This window comes from Sphingobium sp. YR768 (assembly GCF_900111125.1).
Taxonomy (GTDB): Bacteria; Pseudomonadota; Alphaproteobacteria; order Sphingomonadales; family Sphingomonadaceae; genus Sphingobium.
In genome coordinates this window covers 1-16,098 of record NZ_FOGE01000053.1, presented here as the reverse complement: position 1 = coordinate 16,098, position 16,098 = coordinate 1, and the positions used below count along the sequence as shown (strand labels likewise).

Sequence of the window (16,098 nt, the reverse complement as noted above, 5' to 3'; positions counted from 1 at the left end):
TGAAAGTGATGCCATCGCGCATCCTCTCAGACTCGCACGCCAGCAAGCCGATGGGAATCCCCCCTCGGACTCTTTTGTTCCGGTCAATCCACTAGAAACATCATACGCCTCCATCTCGCGGAACGTTGGAATTTTTGGTCTAGTGGTGCAAACTACGGCCACCTCATCAACCGACGGTGTCCGACGCTTGAAAAGCGATCATCGCCTCTCGAAGCTCATCCAGAGTTCTGCAGGGCCATGTACGACATAGCTGGAGACCCACCGATAGCTGTTTTCGCCGCGCGTTAGCCGAAAGCCCTTGAGCCTCGACGTGAGGGCTAGAAAGGCAAGCTTCAGTTCACCTCTCGCCAACTGGTTGCCAATGCACATATGAATCCCAGCGCCAAAGGCCAGATGACCCATCGCGTTTGTTCGATCGAGATTAATCTCGTCTGGGGCCGCATACTGTTTAGGATCGCGGTTGGCAGCGCCATAACGAACCTCAACGAGCGAACCTGCGGGAATGATGACACCTGCAATCTCGACATCTTCGGCAGCCCGACGGAACAGCGTCTGCACTGGCGAAAGCAACCGCAGAGTTTCCTCAATGAAGGGAAACACCTTAGCCTGATCATTATAGATAAGCTCCGCAAGCTCTGGCCTTTCGATCAGCAGCCTCATTCCGGATGCGAGAGCCGTCGTGGTAGTTTCATTACCCGCCACTAAAATCTGATGGATAACACTGAGAAGTTCGCGCATGTCTAGGCGGCGCCCGTCGACATCAGTATTTGCCAAATTACTTATAAGCGTGTTGTTTGGACTAGAACGGACACTCTCAATCTCTATGGCAAGATATCTCTGCATTTCCGTGATAATATTTGCAATCTCGATCCTACGCTCAGTTGGTATTACCGGGCTGGTAGATTCGACCGATACGTCAGACCATCTTTTAAATCGATCCATGTGATCAGGGGAAATACCCAGCTGCTCGGCGATTACGGTCATAGGCAATTTAATTGCGAATACATCGAGAAAATCTATCTCCGACTGGTTGGCGAATTGGTCAATGAGTTCGGTGACGATTTCGCCAATCCTGGGCTCTAGTGCCATAACGCGCGCCGTCGTAAACACCTTGTCCACGAGAGTACGATAAACGCGATGATTAGGAGGATCATTCGATACTAAGGTATCGAGCGGAAGCCAGCCCTTCTCTTGGAAGATCGCATTTGCAGCGACGTCGTTAGTGGTGGAAGTAAGTCCAGTATCATTTCGAAGCGCCTTTACATTTAATAGCGCCCTACGAACATCATCATGGCGTGTTAATATGAAAGTGCCAGTAACGGGATCCTTGTAGACAGGTTGGTCGTCACGAAGCTTGGCATAGGCGGGAAACGGGCAGCGCTGAATGTCAGGATCAGCGAAGCTCAGAGCGGACGGATCGTTCGATGCCTGAGTCATGTCGTCATCTTTCAAGTTGGCCTTGGTCGCATTTGAAGCGCGGGAGCATTTTGCGCGAAAGGCGGCGTGGCGTGATTTCTGACACCCGGAAGCACCGCGCGCGCGGATAGGCGCGTCGCTATCCGAATGGATCTCGATTCTATAGATTAGGACGAATTAAGGTAGCCTTGGCCTATCACCCTCTTCCCAATCGTCGGGCCCCTCGCTGGGCGCCAATACAGCCCGCTTTTGAAAGGGGCACAGCAGACATAGCTCACCAGCCTTGGCCTGCAAAGACCTTTTGCTATATTACTATATACTAGTGGATCGAATCTAACACTTGGTGCCCACGTTTGACGGCGGCGATGATCCGGTCAGGATCCGCCGTCCAGACGAAGGGCTTCGGATCAGCGTTCTGCTCGGCGAGGAAGCGGTTGATCGCTGCCTGTAGGTCGACGAGCGAATGGAACACGCCCCGCTTCAAGCGCCGCCTGGTGAGCTTGGCGAAGAAGCCCTCGATGGCGTTGAGCCAGGAACAGGACGTCGGCGTGAAGTGGAAGGTGAAGCGCGGGTGCCGATCGAGCCACTCGCGAACCTTGGGATGCTTGTGGGCGGCATAGTTGTCGAGGATCACGTGGACGGCTTTGCCGGCGGGCAGCTGCGCCTCGATGGTGTTGAGGAAGCGGATGAATTCCTGGTGCCGATGCCGCTGCATGTTGCGGCCGATCACGGTTCCGTCGAGCACGTTGAGCGCCGCAAAGAGCGTGGTCGTCCCGTTGCGTTTGTAGTCGTGCGTCATAGTCCCGGCTCGCCCTTTTTTGAGCGGCAGGCCGGGCTGGGAGCGATCGAGCGCCTGGATCTGGCTTTTCTCGTCGAAGGACAGCACGATCGCGTGGGCGGGCGGCGAGACGTAAAGCCCGACGACATCGCGCAGCTTCTCGACGAATTTTGGATCGTTCGAGAGCTTGAACTGCCGAACGCGGTGCGGCTGAAGGCCGTGGGCTCGCCAGATCCGCTGCACCGAGCTTACGCTGATCCCGATCTCGGTCGCCATCATAAGCGCCGTCCAATGGGTCGTCTCGCCGGGTGGATCTTCAAGCGTCCGAGCAACCACCTGCTCCGCGACCTTCGGAGCCAAAGGCGGGATCCGCGAAGGGCGGGTCTTGTCGCGGAGCAAGCCCTCGACCCCTTCCTGCATGAAACGCTCCTGCCACCGCCAGACGCAGGTCTTCGATGTACCAGTCCGCCGCATGATCTCGTTGGTGCCGACCCCGTCAGCGCTCAGCAGGACGATCTCAGCCCGCCAAGCATGCTTCTGAGCGGCATTGCGATCCTTGCGGATGCTGTCGAGACGTTCCCGATCCAACAGGGAGAGGCTGATCGATATACCGCTGCGCATCCAGCCTGACTCGCACGCTTGGCGCTCCGTGGGAATCCATAAAGGACTCTACCGTCAGACTTTATCCACTAGCAATATACTGGCGGTGCATCGACCGCTCGCCGCAGCGGATATCCCTGCGGCCGACGATCGTGCGAATATAAGTGGGCCGCGCGAAGGTAACAAAAGCCGCATGGCTACCGGCGATCACGGGCGACTATACTATTTGGGCAACATGACCTTGGGACAATCCGCCTGATAAACCGGGTGGGTAAGAAGGATGGGCCGACTTTCTGGCGTTTTTTTAAGCGAGGGGCAGATAACATAGGTAGCAAGCATCGGGTTTGCCCACAATCGACGCCATCACATTGGCAAATGCGTCCTTGGGCAGCGACGACGCGCTTTGCTTATGCGCCTCGATCGACGACCATTTCTCGATGAATATGAGGCGGCTCGGATGGTCGACATCGCGGAGGAGATCGGCACCTTCGAATCCTGGAACGCCGTTGAGCGCACTAGCCAATGCGGCGAGAGCGGATGCCAGTTCTTCACCCTTCCCTTCCGCCGCGTCCATTCGATAGTGCCGCGCGATCGCCATGATTGTCTCCCTATGAGCTGCCCGACTAGGTTCACGATCGGGTTCGGCCAGGTATATAGCCGGATTGGCGCAGCGTAGACCAAACCGCTACGCTGCTTGCCATCTCCATGGCGCTTCAACATCTACTATCTCAGCTGTTTACTATCAAAGACGGCGGAGACGCCGTCAAGTCGAGAAGGCGACACTTGCCGCCCCCCTCATTTCAGACGTGCTGAAATCCCGCGCTATGCGCCTCGACGTGCGTCATGTGATCCCTTACTTCATAAAAAGCTCCTCAATCGGATATTGTTTTGGAAAGTGCGGTTGGGTTTCCCCGCCTGCCCGCCCGTTTGAACGAGACGCGGATGCTACCACCGGATTCTCCACGGTTCACCGGAAATAATATGCTTGCGAACCATTGCTGGATGAGACTAAGCCTAACGCAAATGCGAGAAGGCTCGAAGATGATGAACGCTCCCCTGTTCCAGCCATGGAGGCTCGGTACACTCGACCTTCCCAATCATGTCATAATGGCGCCGCTGACCCGCGCGCGAGCCGATGAACAACATGTTCCGACCGCCATGATGGCCGCCTATTATGCCCAACGTGCCGACTGCGGCCTGATCATTACCGAAGCGACTGCCGTAGATCCTCTTGGCATGGGCTGGTATCGTGCACCTGGGATCTGGAACGATGCGATGGTGGAGGCATGGACAAAGGTCACTACCACAGTCCACGCGGCTGGCGGCCGAATATTCAACCAGCTTTGGCATATGGGTCGACTCGTTCTCCCAGATTATCTGAACGGCGATCAGCCTATCGGGCCATCCGCCATTGCCAGCGAAGGAGAGACCTTTGCGCCCAGGGCCGATGGAGATACGAGCCTTTTCTTACCAATGAAGCCTTACGTCGTTCCGCGCGAAATGGGTCAGGCGGACATTGATCATGCCGTTTCGAGCTATGGCAAGGGTGCGGCGAACGCGGCAGCCGCCGACTTTGATGGCGTCGAGATACATGCCGCCAATGGCTATCTGATAGATCAGTTTCTCCAGTCTAAGACCAATGTTCGAACTGATAAATATGGCGGGAGCGTTGATAAGCGCGTTTTATTTCTGCGCGAGGTCGTGGCGGCCGTAGTCCAGAATATGGACCCTGGTCGTGTAGGGCTTCGCATCAGTCCGACGAGCGTTCGCAAGGGCATGGGCGACGAGTCGCCCGAACGGCTTGCCCGCGCCATCGGCGGCGTCGCCGAGGAGTTTCAGCTGGCCTATGTACATCTTATAGAGCCGATTGCGCCTGGCTTCATGGACAAGCCGAAATATCCGGTAATGAAAGATCTCCGTCAGTCGTTTAGCGGAGCCGTCATCCAGAATGGCGGTTTCGACGCCGAGACCGCAGCTCACTTCATCGCCGCCGGAGAGGCGCAGGCCATATCTTTTGGTCGTCCCTATATCGCCAATCCAGATCTCCTTTCACGGTTTCGCAAAGCTATACCTCTGGCTGAAGCCAATTTCGACTTCGCGTATGTCGGGGACGAGCAGGGATATATCGACTATCCGACCGCAGATGGTCGCTGACTACCCAAATCCGTGAATCTGAGATTCCGACACCGAGCGCATGGACATTGCCCGTCCACCGGCTGCCGCCCGGTACCAGGCGGCCCGTAGCGACGATGTCGCAGACGTAAGCGTCACGTCCAATCCACGAATGAGGGCTCGTAATTGCACGTCGTCTTGCCGAAAGCAGCTAGCGGTTACTTCAAACGACGCCGCAACGCCGTTCGGTGTCGAGAAATCCAAGGTCGAGCGCCACGCTATCCGACACGTGCTTATGCGACGGGAAAGCGTTGAAACGCGATTCCGGTCGAGCCCACTCCATGTTGGCGCGGCGCGTCTTGATAAGCCAGCGAGCGCCAACCTTAACGAAATCATCGATATATATCCCGGAGTGATCAAAGCCGAGTTCAGTCATCACCATGATGAAGTGAACCGCTTTGGCGCTGTTGGCATCGAGCACGTTTATCATCGAATTGCCCAAGCTGTGCCTCTGAAAATTACCCGGCTTACCGACACCGCGCTTTTTCGCGCCGGCCGAAAGGCTGTCAATGATGACCTGTCGTCCCTTGAACGATATGCTGTCACTAATGATCATCTCGCTGTCCTCAGCGAACACGACGGCAAGGTCTTCATAGGCTCCGCGATCTACGGCCTGGTTATATATGCTGGCCGTGTATCGAATCCCCTCTCGCGCTACGAGCATTTCCAAGTCCATGATCTATCATCCTTTATAAATGATCGCGGTATTAGATTTTACGATGTGCTAGACATGTCGCGTGCGCCAATCGCGCGGTCCCGCAAAGATTGCACAAAACACTCGATTGGTAGAAAGTCCACGGAAGTAGGCATGTCGAACATTCCTCACATGGATGGCGATCATCATCCGCCGGCCGCAACATGGTTTAGCCCAGCGCCGAAATTGATGAACCGAAAACCAGGAACATGCGCACCGGAAATCGCGTGTCGCCAATCGCACTAAAGTGAGATGGGCTGGCTTCCAATACATGCCCTTAGCTCCTAATCGCACCGTGTCAGTGACTGACCGAGGGCGAATGAGGCCCCGTTCTGCTACTAGGCCTCGTTGCGCTGACCTAACCTCGCGCGGAGCCCGTTCCATTTTCATTGCAGCGGCCCGAGAAAGCCCTGCAGAATTTCCCATTCCTTTTCAAATGATGGCAGGTGAACCCAATCTCCAGGCTCGCCAAGAACGACGCTCCAATTGTCTCTGACGTCTTCAGGAGTAAGTCGCGCGCTGAAGTAGCCGGGTGGCATGGCCGTTACCATGCGCGCCACGCGCCCGCCGCCTGAAGAGATAGCTTCTCCGGTCGCGGGACAGCTTTCGTGCAGTAGATACAGCACTCCAAGCGCCACTTGCTCGGGTGTCATGTTCTCGCGCATCCAAATGCTTATCGGGCTGACATCGCTCTGTGCGGCGGCCAGAATGCGCGAGAAAGCCCATGGCATTAGCAGATTTACTTTGATCCCGCAGTCGGCACCCGCCCCGGCAAGCTGCCGCATGGCACCGAACAATGCAGCCTTTGCGATCGAATAGCCTGCGGAATAATGTCCCTCCTCCTGCCGCAGGCCAAGGCTCGCTGCAGAGCCTGTGAGCAAAATGTTGCCGCCGCCGGCCGCTTTCATATGCGGCCAGACCGCACGTGTGACATTCAGACTACCGCGCAAATGGATGTCGATCTGTCGCTCCATGCGCTCTGTCGGCGCGTCTTCGATCACGTCACGGACTTCGGCTGTGCCAGCATTATTGATCAAAATATCGATGTGACCGAAATGTTGCATGGCCACATCGACCGCCTTGCGGACATCAGCGTCGTTGGTCACGTCAACGTCGAAGCCAATCGCATCACCTCCCGACGAGATGATCTCTGCGGCGACGGTCTTCTCTCTGCCACTCTCGCTGGCGAGGCGTTCGCCGGTTGGACCGATGCCATAATCGAAAAGCACGATACGCGCGCCGCGCTCCGCGAGCGCTAGGCAATGCGCGCGCCCGATCCCGGCACCCCCGCCAGTAACTAGGGCAATTTTGCCGTCAAAGCGAATCTCGTTCATTTTCCCCCTCCTTCAAGCTCGGCTGCCTGCCAACCTGTCGGAAAGAAGCGGCGCCATTTAGTTGCAGTCAAATGTCGAGGCGATCGTTCCGAAAATCATTGGCTGAAACCTATCAATATATTTCGATACTCTAGAAGTTAATACACAATTATTTAATTCAAATTATCTTCTTAAGCCTCAAATATATCTACAATAACTTAGTTTTTTCTGTCATTTCACGTATTATAGCATTAATATGACCAAGTATTTGCTCGATTATTCTAATGCTTTCTTCGCTTAAGTCGGCCAATATCTCCTTATCGGCCTCTTGCCCAATAGCGCGGGCGCGATCCAGGGCAGCCAGCCCCTGCGGCGTCACGCGAATGAGCTTTTCACGCCGGTCCTTCTTGCCGATGCCGCGCTTTACAAAGCCCTCTCTCTCGAGGACGTCGATCATCGCACCGATCGTCACTTTGCTCAGATCCATGGCAACTGAGAGCTCCTGCTGGTTAAGGATATACCTACAGTTCACCAATGTTCCCAAGAGGACAACCTGCGTTCGCGTAAGGCCAATCGGTTTGAACAGGCGGTCGAAAAGGGCACCTCTTACGCGTGCCAGATCGTGAACCAGATACCCAAAGTGGCTGGGTGATTTATGAGCGCCAGTCGACTGAGCATGCCAATCGTTCAGCCCTAAGCTCGCTTGCGACATATCTTACTCACCATTCTTCAGCGAGAGCGCATCGCGACTTAGCACCTGCAAGCAGCAATCGCTCCGACGACGATTCATTCGTCATAGTTAGTGCACATATTATCAATAGGCAATCAAATCATGATTGCCGCCTTTTAGGATCAATAATGGGAGTAGGCGGCCATTTTTTTTCATACCTGTTGACGGTACGTACACATACTACTACGACGCTTCCTCGGTGAGATTTTCATTGCCATAAGTGTCGTTCAGGTGCGCCCTGTGCGCCCCGCAAACATATCTTGCTGCAGCAAAATCTGTGCGATCGGCAGCGCAGCCTTTTAAAGGATGATTATGATCCCCCTTCCGACCGACCGCTCGCTTGCGCTCCGGGACCGCGTATCAGCATTCATGGATGAACATGTCTATCCGAACGAGGCGCGATATGAAGCCGAACTTCATGGCGATCCTACGCAGCGTTTCCGACAGCCCCCGGTCATGGAGGAGTTAAAGGCCGCCGCGCGCGGAATGGGCCTATGGAATCTGTTCCTCACCAACTCGGAACGTGGCCCCGGACTTACCAATCTCGATTATGCACCGATCGCAGAGATCATGGGACGGGTGCACTGGGCTTCTGAAGTGTTCAACTGCAGCGCACCCGACACTGGCAACATGGAATTACTCGATCGCTTCGGATCCGCCTCTCAGTGCGAGAAATATCTCACTCCCCTGCTGGAGGGCAATATCCGTTCTGCCTATTGCATGACGGAGCCCGACATAGCTTCCTCCGATGCGACGAACGTGCGAACACGGATTGAACGCGATGGCGATCATTATGTGGTTAACGGACGCAAATGGTGGATCACCAATTCCTATAATCCGCTGCTCGGATTGTTCATCCTCATGGGCAAAACCGACCCAAGTCAGCCGATTCACAAGCAGCAATCGCAGATCATCATCGATCCCGGCGCATCGGGAATTACGCTCGTCCGACCACTCAGCGCTTTCGGCTATTTCGATGAGCCCAAAGGCCACGCCGAGATCATTTTTGACAATGTCCGCGTGCCTGCCGAGAATTTGATCTTGGGTGAGGGTCGAGGTTTCGAGATTTCGCAAGGCCGGCTCGGCCCTGGGCGTATCCACCATTGCATGCGGATCGTCGGCCAGGCCGAGCGACTGCTGGAGAAGATGTGCCGGCGACTGCTGTCGCGCGTCGCCTTCGGCAAGCCGCTGGCCGAGGAATCGCTGTGGCAGGAGCGTGTCGCAGAAGCACGAACGCAGATTGAAATGTGCCGCCTGCTTACGTTTCGCGCGGCCTATCTGATGGATACGGTCGGCAATAAGGCGGCGCGAAGCGAGATAGCACAGATCAAGGTCGCTGCGACGCGGATGGGCCAATCAATCGCCGACCTGACAATCCAGGCCTATGGTGCGGCCGGCCTCGCGCCCGACCATGGCGTTGCCTATGATTTCGCGCGGATGCGGATGATCCGTCTGGGTGATGGCCCCGATGAGGTACATAACCGCACCATCGCGCGCATTGAGCTGAACAAATATCGTGTTAAAAAGGAGGCGCGTTAAGTGGATCGCCAAGCGCTGTTCAGCGGAACTGAAACGCCGCTGGGGCATCTGGCGATCGACCTCGATGCGCTAGCGGATTATTTGCGGCCGCGGATCGAGGGGTTTGGCGGCCCGCTCGCCGCGACAAAGTTCAAGGGCGGCCAGTCCAACCCTACCTATCTGCTTTCGAGCGGCGCCAGGCGCTGGGTTTTACGACGGCGACCGCCAGGCAAACTGATTGAATCCGCCCATGCGATAGATCGCGAGTATCGCGTGATGGGTGCGGTGCGCGGCGCCGGTATACCGGTGCCAGCGACTTATCTCTATTGCGAAGACGACAATGTCATCGGCTCGCAATTCTACATCGTCGAATATGTCCACGGCCGATTGTTCTGGGACGCCAATCTACCAGATATCGCGCCGGCCGAGCGCTCGGCGCTTTACCTGGCGATGGCGAGCGAGCTGGCTCGGGTTCACTCACTTGACTTTGCCGCGGCTGGCTTGGCTGGCTTTGGCGGTAGCGGCGCCTATGCCGGACGCAACCTCGCGCGCTGGTCGAAGATATACGATCAGTCGCGGCTCGAGGATATTCCCGACATGAACTGGCTGATGGTCGCGCTGCAGGCCCTCCTACCTGCCAAAGAGCCCATAACCCTGATCCATGGCGATTATGGGCTTTACAACATCATATTCTGGCCCGATCAACCAGAGGTGGCTGCCATTCTTGACTGGGAGATGGCGACACTGGGAAATCCCTGGATCGATCTCGCCCACCATCTGCGCGCGTGGTGGGAGCCGCTCGATGCCAACGGCAGCGCGACCAGCTTGGCTGCGTATGACCTCGACAGGCTCGGCATCCCCTCAATGGACCGCTATGTCGCTCTCTATGCTGCGAGGTGCGGATTAGACGTGCCGACCGACCTGGGTTTCTATCTTGCCTTCGCCCAATTCCGCTATGCCGCCATGGTGCAAGCTGTACTCAAGCGTGCGGCGAGCGGAACAGCAGCCAACCGGACCATGCTTCATACGCAGGAGAAAGTGTACCGGATCGCCCGCCTCGCGCGTCAGTCGCTCAGTTGAGCGCGCTGGGCGCGGCCGCGATCGGGCTGCATTGTAGCTCCGCGCTCATAATATCACCCCCGCGGTACGCATTCCGGCGATCTCGTCTGCCGCACATCCCAGGTCACGCAATACAGCGTCCGTATCATTCCCTCGCTCGGGTTCGGGTCCGGGCGGTGCGGAGGGCGTCAGGGAAAAGCGTGGCGCTGGCGCGGGTTGCACTGTGCCATATTCGCTGGTGAAGGTACCGCGCGCTATATTGTGCGGGTGTAGCGGAGCCTCCCCCATGGTTAGCACAGGAGAGAAGCAAGCATCCGATCCCTCGAATATCGCGCACCAGTCTTCGAGCGTCTTCTGCCGGAATATTGCGGCCATCTTTTCCTTGAGCCTCGGCCATCGTTTGAAATCACGTTGCGTATCAAATTCGGGATCGTTTGCGATGCCAAGCTTTGACAGTAACTCGCCATAAAATTGCGGCTCGATGGATCCGACAGCCACATGCCGCCCATCGGCAGTCTCATAGCAATCGTAAAAATGAGCACCGCTATCGAGCAAATTTGTACCGCGTTCGTCGTTCCAAACGCCTCTCGCCCTGTAAGCGTAGGTCGCGCTCATCAGTAGCGAAGCCCCGTCCACCATGGCGCAGTCGACGACCTGGCCGAGGCCGGTATTGCGCGCGTTCAGCAGCGCGGCTACCATTCCGAACGCCATCATCATGCCACCACCGCCAAAATCTCCGACGAGATTGATCGGAGGCGTCGGCGGAGCACCGGCTCTTCCGATAGCGTGAAGTGCGCCGGACAGTGCGATATAATTGATGTCATGGCCAGCGCGAGGAGCCAGCGGACCATGCTGCCCCCATCCCGTCATCCGACCATAGACGAGCGCCGGGTTATCGCTCAGCAAAGCGTCCGGGCCGAGGCCAAGTCGCTCCATGACGCCGGGACGCAGTCCTTCAAACAGGCCATGCGCGCTGCATGCCAACCGACGGACCAGAGCGACGCCCTGCGGCTGCTTGAGATCGACAACGATAGATTTACGAGATCTGGCTAAGATTTCCGGATGGCGCAGCGACACGTCCGGGCGATCGATCCGGATCACCTCCGCACCGTGGTCGGCCAACATCATGCCCGCGAAGGGCGCCGGTCCGACGCCCGCCAACTCGATAATACGTACCCCCTCTAGCGGCCCAGCCAAGGTTTCTCTCCTATCTACGAGAACCGCTTGAACGAGCGGCAATGTTGCGGCCCACGGGATCGTGGGCCTAACTACTGATCGGACGCAAGCCATTGAAACACGGCAGGCATACTCCCCGGAACCAACACCTGTCCCAGTGCGGCATTCCGTCCATATACTACGAAAAAGCGCTATAGTTCGCAAGTATATCGTTTACATATATTCTGTTTCTAAATATGCCAGGCACCTTACCGGGCACCGATCTGGACTGACAATCAAAAAATTGGCTCAGGAGAGGTTATGTTCAAAACGCGATGGTTTGGATTCTGCTGTGCGGCAGCGTTTTGCACGCCAGGTGCGATGGCTCAAACGGTAGCGCCCGAAACGGCAGCTGCAAAACTCGACTCGAGCGACATTGTCGTCACGGCGCAGCGCCGCGAACAGCGCCTGCAGGATGTGCCCGTGTCGATAGCCGTTCTTTCAGGTGAAACGGTACAAAGCATGGGCGCAACCAATATCACCGACATTATCGCGGGTACGGCGGGCATCCAGTCGCAGGCGCCGGCGGGAAACTCGGGGTTTCCAGTGTATAACATCCGCGGCGTTACCCTGCTCGACTTCAGTTATACGAGCGAGGCATCGGTCGCGATCTACTCCGATGAAATTTATCTTGGGAACGCGGCTTTCGCTACGCAGCAATTGTTCGACTTGGATCGCGTCGAGATATTGAAAGGACCGCAGGGCACGCTTTACGGCAGAAACGCCACGGGCGGCCTGGTGCACTATATTTCGCGTCGCCCGACCGACGTGATGACGGCCAGCGCCTTGATCCAGTATGGCAGTTTCGACGACCTTGTGCTGGAGGGCGCTGTCGCAGGTCCCGTCAGCGATACAGTCCGCGTGCGGTTCGCGGGGCGCTACAATTCGAACAACGGCTGGCAGACCAACCAGACGACGGGTACCAAGTTCGCCTCGGTCGATCATGCTATCGGCGTTCGCACTACCGTCGACGTCGATCTTTCGCCCGACATACTGATGACGCTGAGCGGCAATTATAGCGATTCCAAGGGTAGTGAAGATGGACGCGCCTCGTTTGGCTTGCGGCAGTTCGACCCGAACCTGGCCGACGGCGTCAATGCACCACGCTGCTCGAACGCAGACATCCTGGCTTCGCTCTGCTACAACGGTGCGAATTTCCGCGATCCGAACCCTGATCCACGCAAGCCCTATTCTGATCTCGCCAAGATACCATATGCAATGCGATCGGCCGGCGCTTCCGCAAAATTCGAGGCCGACCTAGGATTTGCGAAGCTGACCTCGATCACGGCTTATCTCTGGGGCCGGAAAATAGACGGGATCGACGTGGACGCAGCGCCGGTGTCGCAATCCAATCTTGAAGTCGAATATTATGCGCAGCACCGTCAATTCAGCCAGGAACTCCGCCTCGGCGGCGATACTGGCCGATTGAATTGGTTGCTTGGCGGCTTTTATTATACGGATAAGCGTTTCTACACGGCCCTCTTCCCCGCGAACACGCTTGGTAACTACACCGATCAGAAGATCGGCAGCATTTCTGGCTTCGCACAGGGCACCTATGCCATAACCGACACCTTCAACCTGACCGGCGGCGTCCGCTACACAAGGGACAAGAAGAAACTGCTCGCCCTTGCGGCTGTTTCTGGGGGCGTGCGCGGTACGCGACTGGGCAGGAACCTGGCATCGTTCGGTCCTCCCCTCTCTGACCAGATCAACGCGAGCAAGGTCACCTGGCGGCTTGGCGCTGACTGGCACCTGACACCCGACACGATGCTGTTCGGGACCGTCTCGACGGGCTTTAAGACCGGAGGCTACAACACATCGTTCGTCTTTACTCGGGGCGAGACAGGCCCTGTCGATCCCGAGACTATCACCACCTACGAAGTTGGCCTGAAGTCCCAATTGGTCGATCGGCTGCTAACCCTGAACCTGACAGGCTATTATAATGACTATAAAGGTATCCAGGCGGCAGCGAGCGTGGCTTGCGCGCCAAGCTGCCCGAGCCCTGGCGTCACAACGGTCACTCAATATACCAATATCGGCGATGCGGCGATCTATGGTGCCGAAATGGAGCTCGTGCTGCGCCCAAGCGACGACCTGACGGCGCAGGCCGGAATGGCCTATAACCACAACAAGCTGTCTGCGCCGCTCACGACGACGATCGGCGGCCTTGCTGTCGATGGCAATCGACTGGTTAACACGCCGAGCTGGTCGCTCAGCGGAATGCTTAATTGGCAACCGCCGCTGGGCGGCGGCAATGGGCATTTGATCATCGGCGGTGATGTAAAATACCAGACGAAAATCTTTTTCCGGCCCGACAATACGCCGCTGGCGGTCCAGGGTGGCTATGCTCTGGTGGGCGCCCGGTTGGGCTGGGCTACCGACAATGATAGTATCAGTGTCGAAGGCTATGCTCGAAACCTGTTTAACCAGGACTATTTCACCAGCCGGACCGCGCTTGCGGAAAGCGCTCCCGGCACGTGGGGCCGCCCGCGCGAGATGGGCGTGCGACTTGCAGGCCGCTTCTGATCGAACTTGGTTGACGGCTCTCACCAGATGGCCGGCCTGATCGCCGGCCGTCTCGAACGGATCGCATTGCCTCCAAGGAAAGGACTATTGTCGCATGAGCATCAGCTCCCTCCTTGCCTTACGGATCGGTGGCTGGATCGCCTGGGAGAAGCTTAGCGGCTATCGCGCTAAATATATCAGTGACGTACCACAATCAGCCGAGACCATGACACCACGCTGGCTGACGGCGGTGCTTTGCAACGGCGTACCCGGTGCCGAAGTCGTCTCGGTCAAGACCACGGGCGGCAGCGACGGCACAACCGCGCGCCGCGCGATAAGCCTGACGTACAATGCCGCCGGAATGGCGGCCGGCATGCCAGCAAAGCTCTTCACAAAGTGCACGCCGCATTTTCGATCCCGGCTGCAGCAGGCGGCCATCACCAAGCCGCCCTGTGAAGTTGGGTTTTATAACGAGATCCGCCAGGAACTCGTTATTGAAGCAACTGATGCACTGTTTGCAGCTTATGAGCCACGCTCCGGCAGAACCGTGATGATCTTCCACGACATTGCAGCCAAGGGCGTCAGGTTTCTGGATATCTTCGACTATGTGACACGCGATATGGCAGAGCAGATGGTTCGCACCATGGCAGGATATCACGGGAAAATGTGGCGTGATCCCAGGCTCACCAACGGCCACTACCCGTGGCTGCGGTCGGTACTCGCTTATCAACGTTTGCTGAATGACGCTCTTCCCTATGAGGCGCGCAGCTATGTCGGCATGCAGCGGGCCCATCCGCATTTTCCAGCAGAACTCGCCGCTCGACCCAATGATGTCTGGCGCGCGCATATGCGCTCTGTCGAGATTTGCTGCGATCCTACTGTACCACAAACCCTGATCCATTGGGACGTCCACATCGGCAATTGGTACCTGACAGCGGATGGCAAAATGGGCCTGACCGACTGGAACATGAACTCCGGCAATTGGGCCACCGACTATTCATATGCGATCGTCACGGCGCTCACCCCGCAAGACCGGGCAGCTTGGGAGCGTGATCTACTCGCGCTATACTTGGAGGAGCTCAAAGCAAAGGGGGTGATTGACGTGCCGCGGTTCGACGATGCGTGGCTCGCCTACCGCCAGCAAATGTTCCACGCGCTGTTCTACTGGACATTCCCGCTCGGCATCGGATCGCTGCAGCCGCGCATGCAATTACCAGAGATTTCGCTGCGCAACGTGGAAAGAAGTGGGCAGGCGATTGTGGAACTTGATTCGATGGCGGCGGTAGGGTTCTAAGAGAGGCTTCGACCCGCCGCGGCTGTCCAGTCCGCATCATCGGATGTCCAGTGATTTGCAGCGATCGTCACTTGCGGCCGGCTGAATGACTGACCGGCTGACGCCGGTAGGATCATGGCGAGGGGCTGAAGCCGTTTTTGTGGCCATGTTTGTCCAAGTAACGCAGGATAGTGTCATCGGTGATGTTGCCGGATGTGGTCGAGAAGTAGCCGCGTTGCCAGAAGCGTTGGCCCCAGTAGCGCTTGCGAATATGCTCGAACTCCTGCTGGATTTTACGCGATGACCGCCCCTTGGCCCGGCGCACGAAATCGCTGACCGATACATGCGGGGGTATCTCGACGAACATGTGGACGTGATCGCGGGAAAGTACGCCGTGGACGATCGTCACGCCCATTTCGGCACAGACCTGTCGGATAATCTCGCGAACCCGCAGACGCACCTCGCCATGCAGCACCTTGAACCGATATTTCGGTGCCCAGACGAGATGATAGCGATGGTGAAATGTTGTGTGACAACCGCTGCTGTAGCCCATAGCCTGCTATCCTCGGAAAAAATGAACTCTCGCCCTTCGGGCTGTTCATTTTTTCCGAGGATAGCAGGCTACTGGCCGAGTCCGGGGCTGAAGCCAGTATCCGACTGAAGTCGGAGGGGTTTCTCCTTATGGAGGACTCTAAATCACCCAAGCCGAGATTGCCGCGCGCCTCGAGATTGTAGCGCGACGATTACGGAGTCCGGTCGGCGTCAATTATGATGGCCGTTAGGCGGCCGCGCCGGTTGGTGACTTCGGGCTATCATGAGCGGTTG

Annotated in this window: 13 protein-coding genes; 5 read left to right on the top strand and 8 right to left on the bottom strand. The window is 57.0% G+C overall.

The window, feature by feature from the left end:
* Positions 1 to 198: 198 nt before the first annotated feature.
* From BMX92_RS25760 to BMX92_RS25750, 3 genes are all read right to left on the bottom strand, one after another.
* On the bottom strand, positions 199 to 1,437 hold the full coding sequence (locus BMX92_RS25760; RefSeq protein WP_093022305.1) for a cytochrome P450: 1,239 nt from the start codon (positions 1,435 to 1,437) through the stop codon (positions 199 to 201).
* A 298-nt stretch (positions 1,438 to 1,735) separates the two neighbouring features.
* A complete protein-coding gene (locus BMX92_RS25755) occupies positions 1,736 to 2,815 on the bottom strand; it encodes an IS630 family transposase (RefSeq protein WP_093022301.1) in 1,080 nt (359 codons plus the stop codon).
* Between the two features lie 283 nt (positions 2,816 to 3,098).
* Positions 3,099 to 3,392, bottom strand: coding sequence for a putative quinol monooxygenase (locus tag BMX92_RS25750; RefSeq protein ID WP_093022298.1), 294 nt, complete (start codon positions 3,390 to 3,392; stop codon positions 3,099 to 3,101).
* A 443-nt stretch (positions 3,393 to 3,835) separates the two neighbouring features.
* Here BMX92_RS25750 and BMX92_RS25745 point away from each other — a divergent pair, with 443 nt between their 5' ends.
* Complete coding sequence (locus BMX92_RS25745; protein ID WP_218145861.1) at positions 3,836 to 4,948, top strand: alkene reductase; 1,113 nt, start codon at positions 3,836 to 3,838, stop codon at positions 4,946 to 4,948.
* A 181-nt stretch (positions 4,949 to 5,129) separates the two neighbouring features.
* On the opposite strand, the gene BMX92_RS25740 is transcribed toward BMX92_RS25745, so the two are convergent.
* The 3 genes from BMX92_RS25740 to BMX92_RS25730 form a co-directional block, all read right to left on the bottom strand.
* Positions 5,130 to 5,642 (bottom strand): nuclear transport factor 2 family protein, encoded by a 513-nt coding sequence (locus BMX92_RS25740; protein ID WP_093022295.1) that lies wholly within the window; start codon positions 5,640 to 5,642, stop codon positions 5,130 to 5,132.
* Positions 5,643 to 6,046: 404 nt separating this feature from the next.
* Complete coding sequence (locus BMX92_RS25735) at positions 6,047 to 6,994, bottom strand: SDR family NAD(P)-dependent oxidoreductase (RefSeq protein ID WP_093022293.1); 948 nt, start codon at positions 6,992 to 6,994, stop codon at positions 6,047 to 6,049.
* A 187-nt stretch (positions 6,995 to 7,181) separates the two neighbouring features.
* Positions 7,182 to 7,685: a MarR family winged helix-turn-helix transcriptional regulator gene (locus BMX92_RS25730; protein WP_093022290.1), complete on the bottom strand. Its 504-nt coding sequence runs from the start codon at positions 7,683 to 7,685 to the stop codon at positions 7,182 to 7,184.
* Positions 7,686 to 8,015: 330 nt separating this feature from the next.
* Here BMX92_RS25730 and BMX92_RS25725 point away from each other — a divergent pair, with 330 nt between their 5' ends.
* Together BMX92_RS25725 and BMX92_RS25720 are read left to right on the top strand one after the other, a co-directional pair.
* On the top strand, positions 8,016 to 9,242 hold the full coding sequence (locus tag BMX92_RS25725) for an acyl-CoA dehydrogenase family protein (RefSeq protein ID WP_093022312.1): 1,227 nt from the start codon (positions 8,016 to 8,018) through the stop codon (positions 9,240 to 9,242).
* Positions 9,243 to 10,301, top strand: coding sequence for a phosphotransferase family protein (locus BMX92_RS25720; RefSeq protein WP_093022287.1), 1,059 nt, complete (start codon positions 9,243 to 9,245; stop codon positions 10,299 to 10,301).
* Positions 10,302 to 10,346: 45 nt separating this feature from the next.
* Here BMX92_RS25720 and BMX92_RS25715 read toward each other — a convergent pair whose 3' ends face one another.
* Entirely contained in the window at positions 10,347 to 11,477 is a 1,131-nt protein-coding gene (locus BMX92_RS25715) for a CaiB/BaiF CoA transferase family protein (RefSeq protein ID WP_093022308.1), read from the bottom strand.
* A gap of 279 nt (positions 11,478 to 11,756) precedes the next feature.
* Here BMX92_RS25715 and BMX92_RS25710 point away from each other — a divergent pair, with 279 nt between their 5' ends.
* Together BMX92_RS25710 and BMX92_RS25705 are read left to right on the top strand one after the other, a co-directional pair.
* Positions 11,757 to 14,021 (top strand): TonB-dependent receptor, encoded by a 2,265-nt coding sequence (locus BMX92_RS25710; protein WP_093022284.1) that lies wholly within the window; start codon positions 11,757 to 11,759, stop codon positions 14,019 to 14,021.
* A gap of 94 nt (positions 14,022 to 14,115) precedes the next feature.
* Positions 14,116 to 15,294 carry a phosphotransferase gene (locus tag BMX92_RS25705; RefSeq protein WP_093022280.1) on the top strand — a complete coding sequence of 393 codons (1,179 nt, stop codon included), beginning with the start codon at positions 14,116 to 14,118 and terminating at the stop codon, positions 15,292 to 15,294.
* Between the two features lie 112 nt (positions 15,295 to 15,406).
* On the opposite strand, the gene tnpA is transcribed toward BMX92_RS25705, so the two are convergent.
* Positions 15,407 to 15,826 carry an IS200/IS605 family transposase gene (tnpA, locus tag BMX92_RS25700; RefSeq protein WP_093022277.1) on the bottom strand — a complete coding sequence of 140 codons (420 nt, stop codon included), beginning with the start codon at positions 15,824 to 15,826 and terminating at the stop codon, positions 15,407 to 15,409.
* Between the last annotated feature and the right edge of the window lie 272 nt (positions 15,827 to 16,098).

Coding starts and splice junctions, on each gene's coding strand:
- BMX92_RS25760 (WP_093022305.1), bottom strand. CDS start 1,437: ATGACTCAGGCATCGAACGATCCGTCCGCTCTGAGCTTCGCTGATCCT.
- BMX92_RS25755 (WP_093022301.1), bottom strand. CDS start 2,815: ATGCGCAGCGGTATATCGATCAGCCTCTCCCTGTTGGATCGGGAACGT.
- BMX92_RS25750 (WP_093022298.1), bottom strand. CDS start 3,392: ATGGCGATCGCGCGGCACTATCGAATGGACGCGGCGGAAGGGAAGGGT.
- BMX92_RS25745 (WP_218145861.1), top strand. CDS start 3,836: ATGATGAACGCTCCCCTGTTCCAGCCATGGAGGCTCGGTACACTCGAC.
- BMX92_RS25740 (WP_093022295.1), bottom strand. CDS start 5,642: ATGGACTTGGAAATGCTCGTAGCGCGAGAGGGGATTCGATACACGGCC.
- BMX92_RS25735 (WP_093022293.1), bottom strand. CDS start 6,994: ATGAACGAGATTCGCTTTGACGGCAAAATTGCCCTAGTTACTGGCGGG.
- BMX92_RS25730 (WP_093022290.1), bottom strand. CDS start 7,685: ATGTCGCAAGCGAGCTTAGGGCTGAACGATTGGCATGCTCAGTCGACT.
- BMX92_RS25725 (WP_093022312.1), top strand. CDS start 8,016: ATGATCCCCCTTCCGACCGACCGCTCGCTTGCGCTCCGGGACCGCGTA.
- BMX92_RS25710 (WP_093022284.1), top strand. CDS start 11,757: ATGTTCAAAACGCGATGGTTTGGATTCTGCTGTGCGGCAGCGTTTTGC.
- BMX92_RS25705 (WP_093022280.1), top strand. CDS start 14,116: ATGAGCATCAGCTCCCTCCTTGCCTTACGGATCGGTGGCTGGATCGCC.
- tnpA (WP_093022277.1), bottom strand. CDS start 15,826: ATGGGCTACAGCAGCGGTTGTCACACAACATTTCACCATCGCTATCAT.